Source organism: Hydrogenophaga sp. GW101-3F08 (assembly GCF_059424585.1).
In genome coordinates this window covers 371,906-392,386 of sequence record NZ_JBWKZP010000002.1, presented here as the reverse complement: position 1 = coordinate 392,386, position 20,481 = coordinate 371,906, and the positions used below count along the sequence as shown (strand labels likewise).

At 67.7% G+C, this 20,481-nt stretch carries 19 protein-coding genes; 14 read left to right on the top strand and 5 right to left on the bottom strand.

Features of this window, described 5'->3' with window-relative positions; all coding sequences use genetic code 11:
• Positions 1-42: 42 nt before the first annotated feature.
• Both AC07YZ_RS07465 and coaBC read right to left on the bottom strand, forming a co-directional pair.
• Positions 43-1,080 (bottom strand): MBL fold metallo-hydrolase, encoded by a 1,038-nt coding sequence (locus AC07YZ_RS07465; RefSeq protein ID WP_494794295.1) that lies wholly within the window; start codon positions 1,078-1,080, stop codon positions 43-45.
• Positions 1,081-1,184: 104 nt separating this feature from the next.
• The gene (gene coaBC / locus AC07YZ_RS07460) at positions 1,185-2,423 is read right to left on the bottom strand and encodes a bifunctional phosphopantothenoylcysteine decarboxylase/phosphopantothenate--cysteine ligase CoaBC (protein WP_494794294.1); all 1,239 of its coding nucleotides are present in this window, start codon (positions 2,421-2,423) and stop codon (positions 1,185-1,187) included.
• 142 nt (positions 2,424-2,565) lie between these two features.
• Here coaBC and AC07YZ_RS07455 point away from each other — a divergent pair, with 142 nt between their 5' ends.
• The 8 genes from AC07YZ_RS07455 to AC07YZ_RS07420 all read left to right on the top strand — a co-directional run bounded on the left by AC07YZ_RS07455 (position 2,566) and on the right by AC07YZ_RS07420 (position 9,758).
• Positions 2,566-3,126, top strand: coding sequence for a hypothetical protein (locus tag AC07YZ_RS07455; RefSeq protein ID WP_494794293.1), 561 nt, complete (start codon positions 2,566-2,568; stop codon positions 3,124-3,126).
• Between the two features lie 110 nt (positions 3,127-3,236).
• Positions 3,237-4,934, top strand: coding sequence for a CTP synthase (gene pyrG / locus AC07YZ_RS07450; protein WP_494794292.1), 1,698 nt, complete (start codon positions 3,237-3,239; stop codon positions 4,932-4,934).
• Positions 4,935-4,945: 11 nt separating this feature from the next.
• Entirely contained in the window at positions 4,946-5,800 is an 855-nt protein-coding gene (gene kdsA / locus AC07YZ_RS07445; RefSeq protein WP_494794291.1) for a 3-deoxy-8-phosphooctulonate synthase, read from the top strand.
• A 44-nt stretch (positions 5,801-5,844) separates the two neighbouring features.
• A complete protein-coding gene (locus AC07YZ_RS07440; RefSeq protein ID WP_226493800.1) occupies positions 5,845-6,153 on the top strand; it encodes a DUF1330 domain-containing protein in 309 nt (102 codons plus the stop codon).
• A gap of 22 nt (positions 6,154-6,175) precedes the next feature.
• Complete coding sequence (gene eno, locus AC07YZ_RS07435) at positions 6,176-7,459, top strand: phosphopyruvate hydratase (RefSeq protein ID WP_226493801.1); 1,284 nt, start codon at positions 6,176-6,178, stop codon at positions 7,457-7,459.
• A 44-nt stretch (positions 7,460-7,503) separates the two neighbouring features.
• Entirely contained in the window at positions 7,504-7,788 is a 285-nt protein-coding gene (locus AC07YZ_RS07430) for an FtsB family cell division protein (protein ID WP_226493802.1), read from the top strand.
• Positions 7,789-7,851: 63 nt separating this feature from the next.
• On the top strand, positions 7,852-8,529 hold the full coding sequence (locus tag AC07YZ_RS07425) for an AAA family ATPase (protein WP_494794290.1): 678 nt from the start codon (positions 7,852-7,854) through the stop codon (positions 8,527-8,529).
• Positions 8,526-9,758, top strand: coding sequence for an AGE family epimerase/isomerase (locus AC07YZ_RS07420; protein ID WP_494794289.1), 1,233 nt, complete (start codon positions 8,526-8,528; stop codon positions 9,756-9,758). The genes AC07YZ_RS07425 and AC07YZ_RS07420 overlap by 4 nt, the downstream gene beginning before the upstream one ends.
• A gap of 13 nt (positions 9,759-9,771) precedes the next feature.
• Here the strand turns inward: AC07YZ_RS07420 and hslO are convergent, their stop codons facing one another.
• Both hslO and AC07YZ_RS07410 read right to left on the bottom strand, forming a co-directional pair.
• Positions 9,772-10,752 (bottom strand): Hsp33 family molecular chaperone HslO, encoded by a 981-nt coding sequence (gene hslO, locus AC07YZ_RS07415; RefSeq protein WP_226493805.1) that lies wholly within the window; start codon positions 10,750-10,752, stop codon positions 9,772-9,774.
• 38 nt (positions 10,753-10,790) lie between these two features.
• Positions 10,791-11,315: a gamma carbonic anhydrase family protein gene (locus AC07YZ_RS07410; RefSeq protein ID WP_226493806.1), complete on the bottom strand. Its 525-nt coding sequence runs from the start codon at positions 11,313-11,315 to the stop codon at positions 10,791-10,793.
• A 71-nt stretch (positions 11,316-11,386) separates the two neighbouring features.
• On the opposite strand from AC07YZ_RS07410, the gene AC07YZ_RS07405 reads away from it, so the two are divergent.
• The 4 genes from AC07YZ_RS07405 to dbpA all read left to right on the top strand — a co-directional run bounded on the left by AC07YZ_RS07405 (position 11,387) and on the right by dbpA (position 16,316).
• Positions 11,387-12,256, top strand: coding sequence for a ferritin-like domain-containing protein (locus tag AC07YZ_RS07405; protein WP_494794288.1), 870 nt, complete (start codon positions 11,387-11,389; stop codon positions 12,254-12,256).
• Positions 12,257-12,326: 70 nt separating this feature from the next.
• Positions 12,327-13,355, top strand: a complete 1,029-nt coding sequence (locus AC07YZ_RS07400; RefSeq protein WP_226493808.1) for a sensor histidine kinase — start codon at positions 12,327-12,329, stop codon at positions 13,353-13,355.
• A complete protein-coding gene (locus AC07YZ_RS07395; protein ID WP_226493809.1) occupies positions 13,352-14,839 on the top strand; it encodes a sensor histidine kinase in 1,488 nt (495 codons plus the stop codon). The genes AC07YZ_RS07400 and AC07YZ_RS07395 overlap by 4 nt, the downstream gene beginning before the upstream one ends.
• 58 nt (positions 14,840-14,897) lie before the next feature.
• Positions 14,898-16,316: an ATP-dependent RNA helicase DbpA gene (dbpA, locus tag AC07YZ_RS07390; RefSeq protein ID WP_494794287.1), complete on the top strand. Its 1,419-nt coding sequence runs from the start codon at positions 14,898-14,900 to the stop codon at positions 16,314-16,316.
• Between the two features lie 24 nt (positions 16,317-16,340).
• Here dbpA and AC07YZ_RS07385 read toward each other — a convergent pair whose 3' ends face one another.
• Positions 16,341-16,712, bottom strand: coding sequence for a hypothetical protein (locus tag AC07YZ_RS07385; protein WP_494794286.1), 372 nt, complete (start codon positions 16,710-16,712; stop codon positions 16,341-16,343).
• A 253-nt stretch (positions 16,713-16,965) separates the two neighbouring features.
• Between AC07YZ_RS07385 and AC07YZ_RS07380 the strand changes: the two genes are divergently transcribed.
• Together AC07YZ_RS07380 and AC07YZ_RS07375 are read left to right on the top strand one after the other, a co-directional pair.
• Positions 16,966-20,028: a transglycosylase domain-containing protein gene (locus AC07YZ_RS07380; RefSeq protein WP_494794285.1), complete on the top strand. Its 3,063-nt coding sequence runs from the start codon at positions 16,966-16,968 to the stop codon at positions 20,026-20,028.
• 187 nt (positions 20,029-20,215) lie between these two features.
• Positions 20,216-20,470, top strand: coding sequence for a DUF3297 family protein (locus tag AC07YZ_RS07375; RefSeq protein WP_494794284.1), 255 nt, complete (start codon positions 20,216-20,218; stop codon positions 20,468-20,470).
• The last annotated feature ends 11 nt before the right edge of the window (positions 20,471-20,481 follow it).

Below are 20,481 nucleotides of genomic sequence, written 5' to 3'. Positions count from 1 at the left end.
CCGGGCGAACAAGGACTGTCGCCCATGCGACAGGTCGAAAACTCAAAAAGCCTCTTTCTCCGCTTCCAGGTAGGCCAGGCTGGTGTACTTGCCGATGTTGCTGTCGAAGCCGTCCATGGTTTTGGCGCGGCTGGCGACGCGGGGGTCTTTGAGCACGCGGTCTTTCGCGCCGTCCAGCGCAACGCCCTCTTTCACCGCCTGCACGCAGGGCTCCCAGATGCCTTTCATGAAGCTGCCGTAGGTGTCGAGCAGGTCCTTGCTGCCACGCCCGTGGCCGGGCACCCAGAGCTGCTCGCCGGCGGCCTTCTTCAGCGCGTCGTAGTACTTGAAAGTGCCGGGGTAGGAGCCGTCGTCAATGTTGGCGATGCGGTTCGCCATCGCGATGTCGCCCACGTAGGTGAGCCGGTCCTGCACGATCTCGCAGCACAGGTCGGACGGGGTGTGGGCGCGGCCGTAATGGTGCAGCTTGATCTGCACGTCGCCGTAGTCGAACACCTGGCCGCCTTCCACCACCCGGTTGGGTGCCACCACTTTCGTGCCCAGGGTGGCCTGGTTGGTCCAGCGCTCCATCAGGCTGCGCCAGAGGCTGCCCTCGTGGCCGGCGATCTGGTCGCGGGTGTGGGCCAGCGCATGGATCGGCAGGTCTTGGCCAAAGGCCTCGGCAAAGGCGTGGTTGCCCAGCCAGTGGTCGCCATGGTAGTGGCTGTTGAAGACCGCGATCACCGGCAGCGGCGTCACGGTCTTGATCATGCGGATCGCCATCTGGCCGATCTGCAGCGAGGCGCCGGTGTCGAGCACCACCACCCCTTTGCGCGTGACCACGAAGATGACGCTGGCCATCAGGCCCTGGTTCGCCTGGTTCGGAAAACCGTCCTTGGCGTACACCATCCACACATGGGGCGAGAGCTGCTCGGGCGCCACGTCGGGCACCGGCGGGCCTTCGATGAATTCTTGCAGTTGCTGGGCGAACAACCGCGCTTCAGGCACCAGCGCCAGCCCGGCCGCCCCCAGCCCCAGGCCGGTGGCCATGCGCAGCCACTGGCGGCGGTTTCGCGGTGTCGCGGAAAAATCGGGGTTCATGGGGTGTCTCCTGCGGGGTGTTGTTCACAAAATAAGCAATTGCTTATTTTTGAATCATAGAACCCGCGGCAGCCACCCGCAAGAGGGGGTGGCCCCTGCGCCCGTCAAGCAGCTTTGTGTTCGGGCAGGCGGCGGGCGATTTCCGCCACCAGCTGGCGCGCCAGCACCAGTTTGTCGGCTCGGGGCAGCTCGGTCACGCCCTTTTCGTCGACCAGCAGCAGGGCGTTGTCGTCCTGGCCAAAGGTGTCGGGGCCGATGTTGCCCACCAGCAGGGGCACGCCCTTGCGCACGCGTTTGCTCTGCGCCTGGGCCAGCAGGTCCTGGCTTTCCGCCGCGAAGCCCACGCAGTACAGCGCGCCGTTCTGGGCGCGGGCACTGGCCGCGATGCCGGCCAGGATGTCGGGGTTTTCCACGAACGACAACGTGGGCACCTCGCCCGAGCCGTCTTTCTTGATCTTCTGTTCGGCCGCCTGCACCGGCCGCCAGTCCGCCACCGCGGCGGCCGAGACGAACACGCTGGCGCTCTGGCTCAGCACGTTGAGCGTCTTCTGCATGTTCAGCGCCGACTTCACGTTGATGCGCCCCACGCCGCGCGGCGTGGGCAGGCCCACCGGCCCGGCCACCAGCGTCACCTGGGCGCCCGCCTCGTGGGCGGCGCGCGCGATGGCGAAACCCATCTTGCCGCTGGAGAGGTTGGTCAGGCCGCGCACCGGGTCGATGGCCTCGAACGTGGGCCCGGCGCTCACCAGCACCTGCTGGCCCGCCAGGGGCTTGGGGGAGAAGAACCGCACCAGCTCGTACAACAACTCGTCGGGCTCCAGCATGCGACCGTCTCCGGTCTCGCCGCAGGCCTGGTCGCCCACGCCCACGTCGAGCACGGTCGTGCCGTCGGCGCGCAACTGGGTCACGTTGCGCTGCGTGGCGGGGTGGGACCACATTTCGCGGTTCATGGCGGGCGCCAGGATCAGCGGCACCTGGTCGCGCGGACGGGCCAGACACATCAGGCTGAGCAGTTCGTCGGCGCGGCCGTGCAGCAGTTTGGCCATGAAGTCGGCACTGGCCGGCGCCACCAGGATCGCATCGGCCTCGCGGCTGAGGTTGATGTGCGGCATGTTGTTGTCCACACCGCCCGAGGCGCGCGCATCCCACTGCGAGCTGAACACCGGCCGGCCCGACAGCGCCTGCATCGTCACCGGGGTGATGAACTGCGCGGCCGCTTCGGTCATCACGACCTGCACGGTGGCCCCCTCCTTGATGAGCGAGCGACAGAGCTCGGCCGCCTTGTAGCAGGCAATGCCGCCCGAGAGGCCGAGGACGATGTGTTTTCCGGCTAGGTCGTTCATGCGCGCAATGTAGCAGTTCAACCGCGACGACGGCGTGAGGGGCGTGACCCATGGGCGGCCCCCGTATGGTCAATGGCGCGCGCGGGGGGCTCCCAGCGGACATAATGCCGCCACAGCCCACTTCCCGCAGCCTCAAACACCCATGAACATCCCATTCAAATCACGCACCCTGGCCAAGGGCGTCATCGTGGGCGCCTTGCTGGGCGCGCTGGTCGCCTGTGGCGGCGGATCGGACACCCCCGACAACGACACCGTGCCCACCGGCGGCGCCTTGAACAACCTCTGGTTCGCCGACAGCGATGGCTTCTTCCCGCTCGACAAGCTCAAACCCAACGGCACCTTCTACCAGGGCACCGAGGCCGATTTCGGCCTGAAGAATCCGGCCTACAACCCCAGCACCAAGACCCATTCGCTCTGGGCCATCGACACCTCGGCCAGCGTGCCCGCGGGCACGAGCCTGAACTATGCGATGAAGATCGACGCCATCAGTGCTTCGGCCGAAGCGGTGGCCGAGATGGCCAAGAACCTGCAACTGGACACCACCACGGGCCTGATCACCCAGACCTGCAAGGGCTATCCCGAGTGTTACGACAACACCGGGGCGACCGACGAGGACTTCCTGATCACGGTCACGGCCCAGGTGGTGGGCGGCAGCGGCAAGCTCGAGCGCAACTTCCTGCTGCGCGTGCGCGGCAACAACTGAACCCGCCCGCGACCGGTTCCAGGGCGTCGGGTCCGGACCGACCCGGTGCCAGGGGGTGGCCTTTATAATCCCCATTTCCACCTCCTGCGAGCGAACGGCTCGCCCGAGACATGACCAAATTTGTGTTCGTCACCGGCGGTGTGGTGTCCTCCTTAGGCAAGGGCATTGCTTCTGCGTCACTGGCTGCGATTCTTGAATCGCGCGGCCTCAAAGTCACCCTCATCAAGCTCGACCCGTACATCAACGTGGACCCGGGCACCATGTCGCCCTTCCAGCACGGCGAGGTCTTCGTCACCGACGACGGCGCCGAAACCGATCTGGACCTGGGTCACTACGAGCGTTTCATCGAAACGCGCATGAAGAAGACCAACAACTTCACCACCGGCAAGATCTACCAGTCGGTGCTGGAAAAAGAACGCCGCGGGGACTACCTCGGCAAGACCGTGCAGGTGATCCCGCACGTCACCAACGAAATCCAGGAATTCATCAAGCGCGGCGCCGGCCTTGTGGCCCCGCAGGGCGTTGATCCGAAATCGTTCACGCCCGACCCCGTGGACGTGGCCATCGTGGAAATCGGCGGCACGGTGGGCGACATCGAGTCCCTGCCCTTCCTCGAAGCGGTGCGCCAGATGAGCCTGCGCATGGGCCCGAACAACTCGGCCTTCGTGCACCTGACCTACCTGCCCTGGATCGCCGCGGCCGGTGAACTCAAGACCAAGCCCACGCAACACACGGTGCAGAAGCTGCGCGAGATCGGCATCCAGGCCGACGCCCTGCTGTGCCGCGCCGACCGCCGCATCCCCGAAGAAGAACGCGCCAAGATTTCGCTGTTCACCAACGTGCCCGAATGGGGCGTGATCTCCATGTGGGACGTGGACACCATCTACAAGGTGCCGCGCATGCTGCACGAGCAGGGCCTGGACGGCCTGATCTGCGACAAGCTGCGCCTGAACACGCCGCCCACCAGCCTCAAGCGCTGGGACGAACTGGTGCACGAAACCGAGCACCCGCAGGGTGAAGTCAAGATCGCCATGGTCGGCAAGTACGTCGACCTGTCGGACAGCTACAAGTCGGTCAACGAGGCCCTGCGCCACGCCGGCATGCGCAACCACGTGCGCGTGAAGATCGACCACGTGGATTCCGAGACCATGGAAGGCGCCGATGCCGCGGACAAGCTCGCGCAGTACGACGCGATTCTCGTGCCCGGCGGCTTTGGCCTGCGTGGTGTGGAGGGCAAGATCAACACCGCCCGCTTTGCCCGCGAGCACAAGGTGCCTTACCTGGGCATCTGCCTGGGCATGCAGGTCGCGACCATCGAATACGCGCGCCACGTGGCGGGCCTCGAAGGCGCCAACAGCACCGAGTTCGACCCGGCAACAAAGCACCCGGTGATCGCGCTGATCACCGAATGGAAAGACGCCGACGGCAGCATCCAGACGCGCAGCGCCAGCTCCGACCTGGGCGGCACCATGCGCCTGGGTGCGCAGAGTTCCGACGTGCAGGCCGGCACCCTCGCCCACAGCATCTACGGCGACGTGGTGACCGAGCGCCACCGCCACCGCTACGAAGCGAACGTCAACTACCTCGACCAGCTGCGCCAGGCCGGTCTGGTGATCTCGGCGCTGACCCAGCGCGAGCAGTTGACCGAAATCGTCGAGCTGCCCAAGGCCGTGCACCCCTGGTTCATCGGCGTGCAGTTCCACCCCGAGTTCAAGTCCACGCCCTGGGCCGGTCACCCGCTGTTCAACGCCTTCATCAAGGCGGCCGTGGAACAGCACGGTCGCCAGAAGCTCAAGGCCGTGGCCTGATCGGACGCTCCATGAAACTCTGCGGATTCGATGCCGGTCTGGACCAGCGCTTCTTCCTGATCGCCGGTACCTGCTCGATCGAGGGCCTGCAGATGTCCCTCGACGTGGCCGGCCAGCTCAAGGAGGCCTGCACCGCGCTGGGCATTCCCCTGATCTACAAGGGCTCGTTCGACAAGGCCAACCGGTCCTCCGGCACCACCCAGCGCGGGCTGGGCCTGGACGCGGGTCTGAAGATCCTGGACGAGGTGCGCCGCCAGCTCGGCCTGCCCGTGCTCACCGACGTGCACGAGGCGTCCCAGGTGGCCGAGGTCGCCAGCGTGGTGGACGTGCTGCAGACCCCGGCCTTCCTCTGCCGCCAGACCGATTTCATCCGCGCCGTGGCCCAGTCGGGCAAGCCGGTGAACATCAAGAAGGGCCAGTTCCTCGCGCCCTGGGACATGAAGAACGTCATCGACAAGGCACGCGCTGCTGCCAAGGAAGTGGGCCTGTCCGAAGACCGCTTCCTGGCCTGCGAACGCGGCGTGAGCTTTGGCTACAACAACCTCGTGGCCGACATGACCAGCCTGGCCGAGATGCGCAAGTCCGGCGCGCCGGTGGTGTTCGACGTGACCCACTCGGTGCAGAAGCCGGGCGGCCTGGGTGGCGCCAGCGGCGGTGCCAGCGAGATGGTGCCGGTGCTGGCGCGAGCGGGTGTGGCGGCGGGTGTCGCCGGCCTGTTCATGGAAACCCACCCCAAGCCCGCCGAGGCCTGGTCGGACGGCCCGAACGCCGTGCCGCTGAAACACATGAAGGCGCTGCTGGAGACCCTGGTGGCGCTCGATGCCGTCACCAAAAAGACACCGTTCCTGGAAAACCATTTCAACTGAGCTGTTTCAAGCTTCAATGGCAGCACCTGCAACCGCGAGACCCCATGACAGCCGCCTACATCATCGTCAACATGCAGATCTCCAACATGGAGCAGTACCAGCAGTACATGGCGGCGGCCCCCGCCGCGGTCGCTGCGGCCGGTGGGGAATACCTGGTCCGGGGCGGCCGCTTCGAAGTCCTGGAAGGCGATTGGCAGCCGGCGCGCATCGCCATGCTGCGCTTTCCCAGCTACGAGCAGGCCAAAGCCTTCTACGACAGCGAGATGTACCGGCAAGCGCGCGCCAAGCGGGCCGGTGCCACCGAATTTTTCAACCTCGTCCTGGTGGAGGGCGTGAGCGCCCCCGTCATCTGAATATCCACATCGAAAGGAAACCATGAGCGCAATCGTTGACATCGTCGGCCGCGAAATTCTCGACAGCCGCGGCAACCCCACCGTCGAATGCGACGTGCTGCTGGAAAGCGGCGTGATGGGCCGCGCGGCCGTGCCCTCGGGCGCCTCCACGGGCAGCCGCGAAGCCATCGAGCTGCGCGACGGCGACAAGAGCCGTTACCTCGGCAAGGGCGTGCTCAAGGCCGTCGAGCACATCAACACCGAGATCAGCGAAGCCGTGCTGGGCCTGGACGCCTCCGAGCAGGCCTTTCTGGACAAGACCCTGATCGACCTGGACGGCACCGAGAACAAGAGCCGCCTGGGCGCCAACGCCATGCTCGCCGTGTCCATGGCCGTGGCGCGCGCCGCCGCCGAAGAAGCCGGCCTGCCGCTCTACCGCTACTTCGGCGGCATGAGCGCGGTGCAGATGCCAGTGCCGATGATGAACGTGGTCAATGGTGGCGCGCACGCCAACAACAACCTGGACCTGCAGGAGCTGATGATCATCCCCGTGGGCGCGCCGAGCTTTCGCGAAGCCCTGCGCTGGGGTGCCGAGGTGTTCCACGCGCTCAAGAAGATCATCCACGACAAGGGCATGAGCATCGCCGTGGGCGACGAAGGCGGCTTCGCGCCCAACGTGGCCAACCACGAAGCGGCGATCCAGATGATTCTGGAAGCCATCGGCAACGCGGGCTACACCGCCGGCGAGCAGATCGCCCTGGGCCTGGACTGCGCCGCCAGCGAGTTCTACAAGGACGGCAAGTACCACCTGGGCGCCGAAGGCCTGGTGCTGTCCGCCGAGGAGTGGACCAACATGCTGGCCACCTGGGTGGACAAGTACCCCATCATCAGCATCGAAGACGCCATGGCCGAAGGCGACTGGGACGGCTGGAAGCACCTGACCGAGCGTCTGGGCAAGCAGGTCCAGCTGGTGGGCGACGACCTGTACGTCACCAACACCAAGATCCTGAAAGAAGGCATCGACAAGGGCATCGCCAACTCGATCCTGATCAAGATCAACCAGATCGGCACCCTGACCGAAACCTTCGCCGCCATCGAGATGGCCAAGCGCGCCGGCTACACCGCCGTCATCAGCCACCGCTCGGGCGAAACCGAAGACAGCACCATCGCCGACATCGCCGTGGGCACCAACGCCGGCCAGATCAAGACCGGCTCGCTGTCGCGCTCGGACCGCATGGCCAAGTACAACCAGCTGCTGCGCATCGAGGAAGATCTGGGCGAAGTGGCCGTGTACCCGGGCCGCGCGGCTTTTTACAACTTGAAGTGAAGCCTCTGGCGCCTGCCGCCCTGGGCGCTCACTAAACTCGCGCCATGGCCAACCGCTTCATCCCTGCCCTGCTGATCGGACTGCTGCTGGTGCTGCACGCCCAGCTGTGGTTCGGGCGGGGCAGTGTGCCAAAGGTGGCGAGCATGAAACTGCAGCTGACCGAGCAGGAATACCGCAACCACGAGGCCCAGCAGCGCAACGACCGGCTGGCCAGCGAGGTGAGCGATTTGCAGGAAGGTCTGGACATGGTCGAGGAACTCGCCCGGCAGGACCTGGGCATGGTCAAGCCCAACGAGATCTTCGTCCAGATCGCGCAGAGCAAGCGCTGAGCGCGTGCCAGCCGGCCCGCCCAGCACTTGACCGTCTCCCCCCGCCTTGCGCTGACACCGCCCGTGGCCCTCACGATCACGCTGCTGGGCGGCGAATCCTCCGGCAAGACCACCCTGGCGCGGGCGCTGCACCAACACCTCAACCAACAGCTCCAGATCCGCACGGCGCTGGTGCCCGAGCAGCTGCGGCTCTGGTGCGAGGGCATGGGCCGCGCACCCCGCGCCGAAGAGCAGGCCGCGCGCGCCGCCGAGCAGAGCCGCTGCATCGAGGAGGCCGCGCGCCAGGACGGTGTGGAACTGGTGATCGCCGACACCTCGGCGCTCGTGATCGCCGCCTACAGCGAACTCTATTTCCAGGACACCTCGCTGTACCCCGAGGCCCGGGCCGCGCAGCAGCGCTACGACCTCACGTTGCTGATGGGGCTGGACCTGCCCTGGGTGCCCGACGGCCTGTTCCGCGACAGCCCGGCCGTGCGCGAAGCCACCGACACGCTGCTGCGCCGCGAGCTGCGCACCGCCAGCGTGGCATTCCAGACGGTGTATGGCCAGGGCGAGGCGCGCCTGCGGCAGGCGCTGCAGGCGATCGCAACCCGCCTGGGCCGCCCCCTGGTGGCCGACGACCCGGTGCTGCGCCAGGGCCGGGGGCGCTGGGTCTGCGACAGTTGCAGCGACCCGGACTGTGAACACCGATTGTTCAGCCAGCTTCTGACCCCCGACCACTCCAAGGACCCGCCACCATGATCCCGGCACAACCCCTGCCCGACTTCCGCTCACCCGATTTCCTGCGCGCCCACGTCCGCGACAGCATGGCCTTCTACCACCCGCGGGCCATCGACCCCAGCGGCGGTCTGTTCCATTTCTTCCGCGACGACGGCGAGGTCTACGACCGCCACACCCGCCACCTGGTCAGCAGCACCCGATTCGTCTACACCTACGCCATGGCCGTGCGCTCGGGCGCCGATGCCTCGCACCGCCAGGCACTGTCCCACGCCTTCGACTTCCTGCGCCGCGTGCACCGCGACCCGGCCACCGGCAGCTACACCTGGCTGCTGGACTGGCGCGACGGGAAAAAGACCGTGCTCGACGGCACCCAGCACGCCTACGGCCTGGCCTTCGTCCTGCTGGCGCACGCCCACGCCTTCATGGCCGGGCTGCCCGAGGCACACGCCGGCATCGCCGAGACCTTCGAGCTGCTGGAGCGGCGCTTCTGGGAGCCCAACCACGGCCTCTACGCCGACGAGATCGGCCCCGACGGAGTGCTCAGCGGCTACCGCGGCCAGAACGCCAACATGCACCTGTGCGAGGCGCTGCTCGCCGCCTTCGACGCCACCGGCGAGACCCGCTACCTGGTCCGCGCCGAGCGGCTGGCCGACCACATCTGCATCCGCCAGGCGGCGTTGGCCGATGGCCTGGTGTGGGAGCACTACCGTGCCGACTGGTCGGTCGACTGGGACTACAACAAGGACGACAAGAGCAACATCTTCCGCCCCTGGGGCTTCCAGCCCGGCCACCTGACCGAATGGGCCAAGCTGTTGCTGCTGCTCGATCAGCGCCGCCCACGCGCCGACCACCTGCCGCGCGCCCGGTTGTTTTTCGACACCGCGATGGCGAAGTCGTGGGACGCGCAACACGGAGGCCTGTTCTACGGCTTTGCGCCCGACGGCAGCGTGTGCGACAGCGACAAGTATTTCTGGGTCCAGGCCGAGTCGCTGGCCACGGCGGCGCGCCTGGCCCAGGCCACCGGCGAGGCGCGCTACTGGGCCGACTACGACCGCCTATGGGCCTACGCCTGGCAGCATTTCGTGGACCACCAACACGGCGCCTGGTGGCGCATCCTGCGCGCCGACAACACCAAGATCAGCGACGAAAAGAGCCCCGCTGGCAAGGTGGACTACCACACCATGGGGGCTTGTTACGACGTGCTGGACACGCTGGGCCAGGGCGCGCGGCGGATGCTCGTGCCGGCCTGACCCTGCCCGCCGCTCACTGGAGATTGGGCGTGGCGGGCGGCTGCGTGTGCGGCTGCAGAAAGACCTGCGCAGCGTCCACCGGATCGAACCGGTACTGCGCGCCGCAGAAGTCGCAGCCCACCTCCACCTGGCCCTGCTCGGCGATGATGGATTCGATCTCGTCGCGCCCCAGGCTGCGCAGCATGTTGCCCACGCGCTCGCGCGAGCAGGTGCAGGCAAAGCGCGGCCCTTCGTCGCCCACCAGCGGGTCGAAGCGGCGCACGTCCTCTTCCCAGAACAGGCGCCGCAGGATGGTTTCGGCGTCCAGCTCCAGCAGTTCCTCGCGCTTGAGGCTGGCCGCCAGGATGGCGATGCGGTTGTAGTCCTCGTTCAAGCCGATCTGGTCTTCGTCCTTGGCCACCGCGCCCGCACCGGCCAGGTTGGCCTCGCCCTGCAGCGGCAGGCGCTGGATCAGGAGGCCCGCGGCCACCTTGTCGTTGGCGGCGAGCACCAGGCGCGTGTCGAGCTGCTCACTTTGCAGCATGTAGTGCTCGATCACTTCGCTGAGCTTCTCCAGCTTTTCGCGCCGGTCGCCAAACAGCGGCACCACGCCCTGGTAGGGCTGCTGGCCGGGCAGGCGGTCTTTCGGGTCCAGCGTGATCGCGCAGCGGCCCGCGTTGTTCACGTTGACCATGTGCGACAGCGGCGCATCGGCCGCCACCTCGCCCACCACGGTGGCGGTGGCGCGCAGGCTCAGGTCGGGCTGCACCTCGGTCACGGCGAGTTTCACCGGGCCGTCGCCCATGATCTGCATGATCAGCGCGCCGTTGAACTTGATGTTGGCCTGCATCAGCGTGGCCGCCGCCGTCATCTCGCCCAGCAGTTCCTGCACCGCCGCCGGATAGCCGCCGGCTTGCTCCCGCCGGTGCAGGATGTCGGTCCAGGCGTCGGTCAGGCGCACCAGCATGCCGCGCACCGGCAGGCCTTCAAACATGAATTTGTGGAGTTCGGACAAGGGGTTCTTTCGGTTCGGTCAACGCTGGCAGATCGGGATCAGGCGACTTTTTTCAAGCCGTTCCGGAAGCGCTGCGCGTTCGCCACGTAATGTTTCGCACTCTGGCGCAGGCCTTCGATCTGCTCGGGCGTGAGCTGGCGCACCGCCTTGGCCGGGCTGCCGATGATCATGGAGCCGTCGGGGAATTCCTTGCCCTCGGTCACCAGCGCGCCCGCACCCACCAGGCAGTTCTTGCCGATCTTCGCGCCGTTGAGCACGATGGCGCCAATGCCGATCAGCGACTCGTCGCCGATGGTGCAGCCGTGCAGCATGACCTGGTGGCCCACCGTCACGTGTTCGCCAACGGTCAGCGGCAGGCCCATGTCGGCGTGCAGCACACTGCCGTCCTGGATGTTGCTGCCGCGCCCGATGCGGATCGTGTCGGTGTCGCCGCGCACAGTCACGCCGAACCACACGCTGCAGTCTTCGCCGAGCTCCACATCGCCCATGACCTGGGCGTTGTCGGCCACCCAGGCCGACGCGGCCAGGCGCGGCGCGGCACCATCGAGTTCGTAGATCGCCATCGGGGAAGTCTCCTGGGGTTCGGGGTCGGTGGCCGGCGGCTGGCGCCGACGCGAAACCTAGAATTGTAGGGATGCAAGCCCGCGCCGACCGTCCCACGCCACCCATGCCCCGCCCCAGCCTTCGGGCTCAGGCGCTGCAGGCGCTGGGCATCACCGACCCGACCACCAAGGCGCAGGCGGCGCACCGCCTGCTGGACGCCCTGCGCGAGATGCCGCCCGGGGACGACGGCTTGCACTGGCTGGAGCCGGCCGCCGAGCTGAGCGCGGCCCCCGACATCCCCCTGCCCGGCCGCCCGGCGCGGCCCCCGCTCATCGCCCCCGCCGACGTGCCACAGCGCTCACCCTTCACCCCGGAGGGCATGGCCGCGCTGCTGCACGCCATCGCGCACATCGAGTTCAACGCCATCAATCTCGCGCTCGACGCGGTCTGGCGTTTTGCCGGCATGCCGGTGGACTTCTACCGCGACTGGCTGCGGGTGGCGGCCGAAGAAGCCACCCACTTCGGCCTGCTGCGCAGCCACCTGCAAAGCCTGGGCCACGACTACGGTGACTTCCCCGCGCACGACGGCCTGTGGGAGATGTGCGTGAAGACGCAGCACGACATCACCGCGCGCATGGCGCTGGTGCCGCGCACGCTCGAAGCGCGCGGGCTCGACGCCACGCCGCTGATCCAGGCCCGGCTGCGCAAGGTCAACACCCCGGCCGCGCTGTGCACCATCGAGATCCTGGACGTGATCCTGCGCGACGAGATCGGCCACGTGGCCATCGGCAACCGCTGGTACGCCTGGTTGTGCGCGCAGCAGGGGCTGGACCCGCTGGCCCACTACCGGGTGCTCGCGCGCCGGCACGAAGCCCCGCGCCTGCGGCCCCCGTTCAACGACGCGGCGCGCCTCGCGGCGGGCTTCAGCCAGCAGGAACTGGACTATCTGCTGGGCGCCTGACCCCGCCCACGGTGCGCCCAAACCGCAATAGATCACATACATCTGGTGACAAACCGCTTAGTATTTGCCAATGCCTCACAAGCAAATACGACTCGACGAGTACCTGGGCCAGGCGTTTGACCGCATCCCGGTGGCGATGGTGGTGGTCAACCAGCAGGGTCTGATCACGCGCCTGAACCGCCTGGCCGAAACCACCTTTGGCTACGCGAGCGAGGAGCTGCTGGGCCAGGCGGTGGAGATTCTGGTGCCGGTGCGCTACCGCCATGCCCACCCGGGCTACCGCCAAGGTTTCGTGGCCGAGACGGTGGCGCGGCCCATGGGCGCCGGGCGCGACCTCGCGGGCCTGCGCAAGGACGGTAGCGAATTCCCGGTCGAGATCGGCATCAACCCGGTCGAGACCGGCGAGGGGCCGATGGTGCTGTCTGTGATCCTGGACCTGAGCGAGCGCAAGGAGAGCGAGAAACTCGTGCACGCCGCATTGCAGGAAAAAGAGCTGCTGCTCGAAGAGGTGCATCACCGCGTGAAGAACAACCTGCAGGTGATCCACAGCCTGCTCGACCTGCAGGCGCTGAAGATCGACGACCCCCAGGTGGTGGGCATGCTGCGCGACAGCCAGAACCGGATCCGCTCCATGTCAATGATCCACCAGACGCTGTACCAGTCGCACGACTTTGCGCAGGTCGATTTCCAGCAGTTCCTGGGCGAGCTGCTGCCCACGATGATGGAGTCCTACGGCACCTCGCCGGGCCAGGTCGACGTCCAGATCGACGCCAACCACGTCAAGCTGCCGATCAACGAAGCCATCCCCTGTGGCCTGATCGTCAACGAACTGGTCAGCAACGCCCTAAAACACGGCTTCCCGGACCGTCGCCGCGGCACCGTGCAGGTGGGGCTGCTCCAGGATGCAGAGGGCAATGTCGAGCTGTCCATCGGCGACGACGGCGTCGGCTTCGCATCCGAGCAAAGCCTCGAACGCCCGGGCTCTCTGGGCCTGCAGCTGGTGAATTTGCTGACCCGGCAGTTGCACGGCACCCTGCAGGTGCAACGCGAAGCCCCCACCCGTTTCACCCTGCGATTTCCACTGGCGCGAAAACCATGAACAAAGCAGCACGCATCCTTGTGGTCGAAGACGAAAGCATCGTCGCCTTCAACCTGCAGCAACGCCTGGAGCAGATGGGCTACGACGTGCCCGCCGTGGCGGTCTCGGGCCCCGAGAGCATGGAAATGGTGTCTCGGCTGATGCCCGACCTGGTGTTGATGGACATCCACATCCAGGGCGACATGGACGGCATCGAGGTGGCGGCCCGGCTGCAGGAAACGCATGCGATCCCCGTCATCTACCTGACCGCGTATTCGGAAGACTCGACCCTGGAGCGCGCGCGCAAGACCCGGCCGTACGGCTACCTGCTCAAACCCTTTTCCGAGCGCGAGCTGCACGCCACCATCCAGATGGCTTTTGAACGCCACAAACTGGAAACCGAGCTCACGCACAACCAGCGGTTGCTGCAGCATGCCCTGGACGCCGCCAGCATGGGCGTGATCGAGCTCGACACCACCACCTGCACCATCACCGCCTCGGCCCGCACGGCCGACCTGCTGGGCTGGCCCGGGCAACAGACCCTGTCGGTCCAGGAACTGCTGTCGCGGGTGGACGCGAGCGACCGCGCCGCCATCGAAGCCCGGTTGACCGAAAACCTGAACGACCTGAAACAGTTCAGCGAAGAGTTCCGCGTGCTCACCCAGGGCAACGGGGCGCGCTGGCTCCGGGTCGAAGCCGCGCGCTGGCCCAGCCAGCGCTTCACCGGCGTGGTGCAGGACGTCTCGGACCGCAAACACAGCGAAATCCGGCTCAAGATGCTCAACGACGGGCTGGAAAAACTGGTCACCGAACGCACCGCCGAACTGAACCTGAGCATCAAGGAGCTGGAGGCCTTCAGCTACTCGGTGGCGCACGATCTGCGCGCGCCCATCCGGGCCATCGTGGGCTTCAGCAAGGAACTGATGCTGCAGCACCCCGCGGATCTGGGCGAGGACACCCTGGCGTTGGTCGAGCGCATCTCGGCCGCGGGCCAGCGCATGGGTGCGCTGATCGACGCCCTGCTGAACATGTCCCGCCTGACCCAGGCGCCCCTGCAGTTGGGCGTGGTCCCCATCAGCGAGATCGCCAGCGACATCGCCGACCAGCTCATGCGCGCGGAGCCCGACCGGGTGGCCCAGGTCCGCGTGGCCCCGGGCCTCACGGCCATGGCCGACCTCGCACTGGTGCGCAGCGTGGTCGACAACCTGCTGCGCAACGCCTGGAAATTCACCGCCCGGTGCGAAGTCACCCGGATCGACGTCGGCTCGGAAACCCGGAACGGCGAAACGGTCTTTTTCGTGCGGGACAACGGCTGCGGCTTCGACATGGTCCACGCCACCCGCCTGTTCGGCCCGTTCCAGCGCCTGCACCGGGAGCAGGAATACGCCGGCACCGGCATCGGCCTGACCATCGTGCAGCGCATCGTGATGCGCCACGGCGGCCGGGTCTGGGCGGTGGCCGCGCCCAACCAGGGCGCCACCTTCTACTTCACGCTCACGGCCTGAATCCACCGGCGGCAACCCCGGTCGCCCGCTGAAACCGGGCGCGTGCCGATAATCGGGGATGACCCATTCCGCCCCGACCCCTTCCGCCGCCTCGCCCACCGGCGATTTCAGCACGCTGCCCCTCTCGCCCGCCACGCTGGCCAACCTGCAGCAGCTCGGCTACCTGGCCATGACGCCCATCCAGGCCGCCAGCCTGCCGCCCGCCCTGCTGGGCAAGGACATCATTGCCCAGGCCAAGACCGGCAGCGGCAAGACCGCCGCCTTCGCCCTCACCCTGCTGGCCAACCTGAACCCGCGCCGCTTCGCGGTGCAGACGCTGGTGCTCTGCCCCACGCGCGAGCTGGCCGACCAGGTGACCACCGAAATCCGCCGACTGGCGCGCGCCGAGGACAACATCAAGGTCGTCACGCTGTGTGGCGGCGTGCCGCTGCGCGGCCAGCTCGCCACGCTGGAACACGGCGCCCACATCGTGGTCGGCACACCCGGCCGCCTCATGGACCACCTGGAGCGCCAGAGCCTGCAGCTCGATGCGCTCAACACCCTGGTGCTCGACGAAGCCGATCGCATGCTCGACATGGGCTTCTTCGACGACATCGTGAAGGTGGCGCGCCAGTGCCCGAAGGAGCGCCAGACCCTGCTGTTTTCCGCCACTTACCCGGAAGGCATTGCCAAGCTCGCCGCGCAGTTCATGCGCGAGCCGGTCACGGTGAAGGTTGAAGCGCAGCACGCCGGTGGCCAGATCGAACAGCGCTGGTACCAGGTGAAAGACAGCGAGCGCCTGCACGCGGTGAGCCAGCTGCTGCTGCACTTCCGCCCGGCCAGCACGCTGGCGTTCTGCAACACCAAGGCCCAGTGCCGCGACCTCGTGGGCGTGCTGCAGGCGCAGGGCTTCAGCGCACTGGCGCTGTTCGGTGAACTGGAGCAGCGCGAGCGCGACCAGGTGCTGGTGCGCTTCGCCAACAAGAGCTGCTCGGTGCTGGTGGCCACCGACGTGGCCGCGCGCGGGCTCGACATCGCCAGCCTGGCCGCCGTGATCAACGTGGACGTGACGCCCGACCCCGAGGTGCACATCCACCGCATCGGCCGCACCGGACGCGCCGGCGAAAGCGGCCTGGCGCTGAACCTGGCCAGCATGGACGAGATGGGTTATGTGGGCCGCATCGAGCAGCTGCAGGGCCGCGAATCCGAGTGGCACGAAATCGCCGAGCTCACCCCCACCGGCAAAGGCCCCCTGGTGCCACCCATGGTGACGCTGCACATCCAGGGTGGGCGCAAGGAAAAGATCCGCCCCGGCGACGTACTGGGCGCGCTCACCGCCGACCTCGGCTACACCCGCGAACAGGTCGGCAAGATCAACGTCAACGACTGGTCCACCTACGTCGCGGTGGACCGAGACATCGCCCAGCAGGCCGCCCGCCGGCTCAACGATGGCCGCATCAAGGGCAAGAGTGTGAAGGTGCGGGTGCTGGAGGACTGAAAAGCGGAGCGCCCGAAGCCGCGCTCAGGTTTCTTCCCGGACCTCGATGCACAGCTGCTGAACGCTGGCGCCGTGCACCCCGGCCACGGCGCGCACACGCAGTGCCCGGCCCGCCTCCAGCGGGATGCGGCGGTGGTAGTCCAGGCCGTCGGTGAAGCCGGGGCTGGCGCTGGGGATGCGGCGCGACCACTGGCGTTTGCCGTCGATCTCCACCGTGAGTTCGTGCCAGGGCCCGTCAAAGCCGGCGGGCACGCGCACGATCAGGGTGACGTCCACGTCGAACACGCGGCGCCGGTCCAGCGCGTCGGGAACGTCGATCACCGCGACCGAGCCGCTGCCCACGTCGCAACGCCAGTGTTCGGGTGCCGTGCTGTTCGATGAAAAGCGTTGTTTCATGGGCCGATTCTGGCAAAACCTGGGGAGGCCCGGACCGCGCAGGGGCACAAGTGCGCTACCGCACAGACCGGCACCCGCCGCGCTTTCGATACTTGCCCCGGTACGCCACCAGGGCCGGGAGGGTGGCCTGTCCGGGCGGTTTGGGCGCGCCTGTCCAGCATCACCCGGCCATCGGTGGGCAACAACACAACGATGACACACAAAAACGCTCGAATGCCCATACCATGGTGCACGGTCGCATCTGGATTTCTTCATGTCTGAAGAGCGCATCAGCGAGGCTTCTCCCACCGCGTCGATCGGCAACACGCCCGATCAGCGGCGCTGGGCGGTTTTGCGCCGCCACCCGCGCCGCGCGGCGGCCCTGACCCTGGTGCTGCTGTGCGGAGCGTCGGTCCTCTTCGTGTGGCATGAGGCGCAGACTTCCGACCTGCAGGCCAAAAAGCTGAGCCGCTACGCCGCCGCGCTGGGGTATGAAATGGCCCCCGGCCCGGCCGAGGCCATCCGCTTTCCCACCCACGGCCCGTTTGACCAGCGGATGGGCTACACCCGCATCCCGGCCTTCGTGGCCAGCCTCCAGTCGCATGGGTTCGAGGTCACCGAGCAGGCCCGCCAGAACGATGCCTTGCAGGCCCACCTGGAACGCGGCCTGTTCGCCCCCTATGTGGAGAAAACCCACACCGGCCTGACGGTGCTGGACTGCGGACGCACCGCGCTGCACCGCTTCCGCTACCCCTACCGGCGCTTCGAGCACTTTGAGAGCGTGCCGCCGCTGGTGGTCCAGGCGCTGCTGTTCATCGAAAACCGCGATCTGCTCGACCCCGAGCGCCCGCACCTGAACCCGGCGGTCGACTGGCCGCGCTTCACCCGCGCGGTGCTCGGGCAACTGGGCAACAAGATCAACGACGACATCGACACCCAGGGCGGCAGCACGCTGGCCACGCAGATCGAGAAATACCGCCACTCGCCCGACGGCATCACGCACGACGCGCGCGAAAAACTGCGGCAGATGGCCTCGGCCGCGGTGCGCGCCTACCGGGCCGGCGAAGACACCCTGGCCGCGCGTCACCAGCTGGTGCTGGACTACCTGAACACGGTGCCGCTGTCGGCCGCGCCGCGCCACGGCGAGGTGCACGGTCTGGGCGACGGTCTGTGGGTGTGGTTCGGCACCGACCTGGAGCAGGTCCGCACCCTGCTGCAGCCCACTCCCGGCCCGGTGGAGCAGCCGACGGCACGGGCCCAGGTGTTGCGCCAGGTGGTGGCCCTGCTGATCGCGCACCGCCGGCCGTCGTGGTACCTGGCCCAGGGGCGCGAAGACCTGAACCAGGCGACCGACGCCCACCTGCGCCTGCTGGCCGCGCAGGGCATCATCGAGCCCGCCTGGCGCGACGCCGCCCTGCAGCAGAAGCTGCGGTTTCGCAACATGGCGAGCAGCCCGCCGCTGCCGCCGCCCCACCCGGACAAGGGCAGCGCCGTCCTGCGGGTCCGTCTGGCCAGCATGCTGGGCACCTCCCTGTACGAGCTGGACCGGCTGGACGCGCGCGTGGGCACCACGCTCAACGGCAAGCTGCAGGACACGGTCGACGACTACCTGGCCCGTTTGACCGACCCCGCGTTCGCCCGCTCGCAGGAGCTCATCGGCGAGCGCCTGCTGCAGCCCGCCACGTTGGGCGCGGTCCGCTACAGCTTCACGCTGCTGGAGAGCACCGACCAGGGCAACATGATCCGGGTACAGACCGACACCACCCGCCAGCCCCTGGACATCAACGAAGGCAGCAAGCTGGAGCTGGGTTCCACCGCCAAGCTGCGCGTGCTGGCGACCTACCTGGAGCTGGTGGCCCAGTTGCACGACAAGCTCGCGCCGCTGGAGCCGGCGCAACTGAAGGCCACCCCGATCAGCCGCCAGGACAGCCTCTCGCGCTGGGCGGTCCAGTACCTGTCCGCCAGCAGCGACCGCAGCCTGAGCGCCATGCTCGACGCATCCATGGACCGGCGTTTCTCGGCCAACCCGGGTGAACAGTTCTTCACCGGCGGTGGCCTGCACAGCTTCCACAACTTCAACGACGACGACGACCCCCGCGAGTTTTCCGTGCGCGAGGCCATGCAGGCCTCCATCAACCTGCCCTTCGTGCGGCTGCTGCGCGAGGTGGTGCGCCACACCATGTACCAGGTGCCCGGCAGCACCGCCCGCCTGCTGGAGGACGACAGCGACCCCCGCCGGGAGGCCTACCTGGCGCTGTTCGCCGACCGCGAGGGCCAGACCTTCCTGCGCCGCTTCTGGCGCAAGACCGACCAGCGCACCCCCGACGAGCTGCAGGCCGTGCTGCTCGACGGACTGCGCCCCAGCGCCGACCGGCTGGCCGCCGTGTTCCGTTACCTGAATCCACAGGCACCGCCCGAGGCCCTGGGCGCCTACCTGGCGACGCGCCTGGGCGAGCGGGCGCCCGACGCGCGCCGGGTGGCAAAGCTGCACCAGCGCTACGCGCCCGAGGCCTTCGACCTGCCCGACCGCGGCTACGTGGCCCGCGTCCACCCGCTGGAACTCTGGCTGGTGGCCTACCGGGTGCAGCACCCCCAGGCCACCCTCGGCGACGCGATCGCCGCCAGCGCCGCCGAGCGCCAGGCGGTCTACCGCTGGCTGTTCCGAACGCGCGCCAAGGATGCGCAGGACTCCCGCATCTACACCATGCTGGAGGTGGAGGCCTTTCTGGACATCCACCGCCGCTGGACCCGCCTGGGCTACCCCTTCAGCCACCTGGTGCCCTCGCTGGCCACGGCCCTGGGCAGCTCGGGCGACCGGCCCGCCGCGCTGGCGGAGCTGATGGGCATCATCGTCAACAACGGCGTGCGCCTGCCCACGCACCGCCTGTCGGACCTGCGCTTGGCCGAAGGCACGCCCTGGGAAACCGCGCTGAAGCAGACGCAGGCCCAGGGCGAGCGGGTGATGGCGCCCGAGGTGGCCCAGGCGCTGCGGCGCGCGCTCTCCGAGGTGGTGGAACGGGGCACCGCCCGGCGCCTGGCGGGCAGCTTCCGCACGGACTCCGGGGAAGACCTGTCGCCCGGCGGCAAGACCGGCACCGGCGACAACCGCGTGGTGGTACGCGGGCGCAGCACCACCGCCCTGAACCGCACCGCCACCTTCGTGTTCTACCTGGGGCCGCGGCACTTCGGCACCGTGACCGCCTACGTGGTGGGGCCCAACGCCGCCCAATACCGATTCACCTCGGGCCTGCCGGTGCAGATCCTGCGCTCCATGGGCCCGCTGCTGATGCCCCATCTGGACAGCACACCCGAGGGCGGCTGCCCTCAGGCCCCTTGAAGGACAACACCCCCGCCGCGCTGCGCGCGACCCCCTCAAAGGGGGCGGCACTGGCCGTCCGGCAAAGCCGGCCCGGCGGTGCCCTGGGCTGGACCGTTTCACGCGTTGCGGATCGCGCTCCGGTGCCATGAAAGACGGGAAACGTTCTACCCATACGCTTGGTTGGGAAGTGGTCGAAAATAGCCCCATGAACGAACCCCAAGCCCCCACCCAACCACCCCTGCCCGACCACCTGTCCATCGACCCGCGCAGCCCGCACCACGTGGCGGCCGTGTTCCAGCACGACATCGGCATCCGCTTCAACGACCAGGAGCGCTTTGATGTCGCCGAGTACTGCATCAGCGAAGGCTGGGTCAAAGTGCCCGCCGGCAAGACGCTGGACCGCAAGGGCCAGCCGCTGATGATCCGGCTCAAGGGCAAGGTCGAGGTGTTCTACAAATAGTCGGACACACC

What these genes read in the sequence shown, in the direction of transcription:
- AC07YZ_RS07465 (WP_494794295.1), bottom strand. Translation starts at nt 1,080, where the DNA reads ATGAACCCCGATTTTTCCGCGACACCGCGAAACCGCCGCCAGTGGCTG.
- coaBC (WP_494794294.1), bottom strand. Translation starts at nt 2,423, where the DNA reads ATGAACGACCTAGCCGGAAAACACATCGTCCTCGGCCTCTCGGGCGGC.
- AC07YZ_RS07455 (WP_494794293.1), top strand. Translation starts at nt 2,566, where the DNA reads ATGAACATCCCATTCAAATCACGCACCCTGGCCAAGGGCGTCATCGTG.
- pyrG (WP_494794292.1), top strand. Translation starts at nt 3,237, where the DNA reads ATGACCAAATTTGTGTTCGTCACCGGCGGTGTGGTGTCCTCCTTAGGC.
- kdsA (WP_494794291.1), top strand. Translation starts at nt 4,946, where the DNA reads ATGAAACTCTGCGGATTCGATGCCGGTCTGGACCAGCGCTTCTTCCTG.
- AC07YZ_RS07440 (WP_226493800.1), top strand. Translation starts at nt 5,845, where the DNA reads ATGACAGCCGCCTACATCATCGTCAACATGCAGATCTCCAACATGGAG.
- eno (WP_226493801.1), top strand. Translation starts at nt 6,176, where the DNA reads ATGAGCGCAATCGTTGACATCGTCGGCCGCGAAATTCTCGACAGCCGC.
- AC07YZ_RS07430 (WP_226493802.1), top strand. Translation starts at nt 7,504, where the DNA reads ATGGCCAACCGCTTCATCCCTGCCCTGCTGATCGGACTGCTGCTGGTG.
- AC07YZ_RS07420 (WP_494794289.1), top strand. Translation starts at nt 8,526, where the DNA reads ATGATCCCGGCACAACCCCTGCCCGACTTCCGCTCACCCGATTTCCTG.
- AC07YZ_RS07410 (WP_226493806.1), bottom strand. Translation starts at nt 11,315, where the DNA reads ATGGCGATCTACGAACTCGATGGTGCCGCGCCGCGCCTGGCCGCGTCG.
- AC07YZ_RS07405 (WP_494794288.1), top strand. Translation starts at nt 11,387, where the DNA reads ATGCAAGCCCGCGCCGACCGTCCCACGCCACCCATGCCCCGCCCCAGC.
- AC07YZ_RS07400 (WP_226493808.1), top strand. Translation starts at nt 12,327, where the DNA reads ATGCCTCACAAGCAAATACGACTCGACGAGTACCTGGGCCAGGCGTTT.
- AC07YZ_RS07395 (WP_226493809.1), top strand. Translation starts at nt 13,352, where the DNA reads ATGAACAAAGCAGCACGCATCCTTGTGGTCGAAGACGAAAGCATCGTC.
- dbpA (WP_494794287.1), top strand. Translation starts at nt 14,898, where the DNA reads ATGACCCATTCCGCCCCGACCCCTTCCGCCGCCTCGCCCACCGGCGAT.
- AC07YZ_RS07385 (WP_494794286.1), bottom strand. Translation starts at nt 16,712, where the DNA reads ATGAAACAACGCTTTTCATCGAACAGCACGGCACCCGAACACTGGCGT.
- AC07YZ_RS07380 (WP_494794285.1), top strand. Translation starts at nt 16,966, where the DNA reads ATGTCTGAAGAGCGCATCAGCGAGGCTTCTCCCACCGCGTCGATCGGC.
- AC07YZ_RS07375 (WP_494794284.1), top strand. Translation starts at nt 20,216, where the DNA reads ATGAACGAACCCCAAGCCCCCACCCAACCACCCCTGCCCGACCACCTG.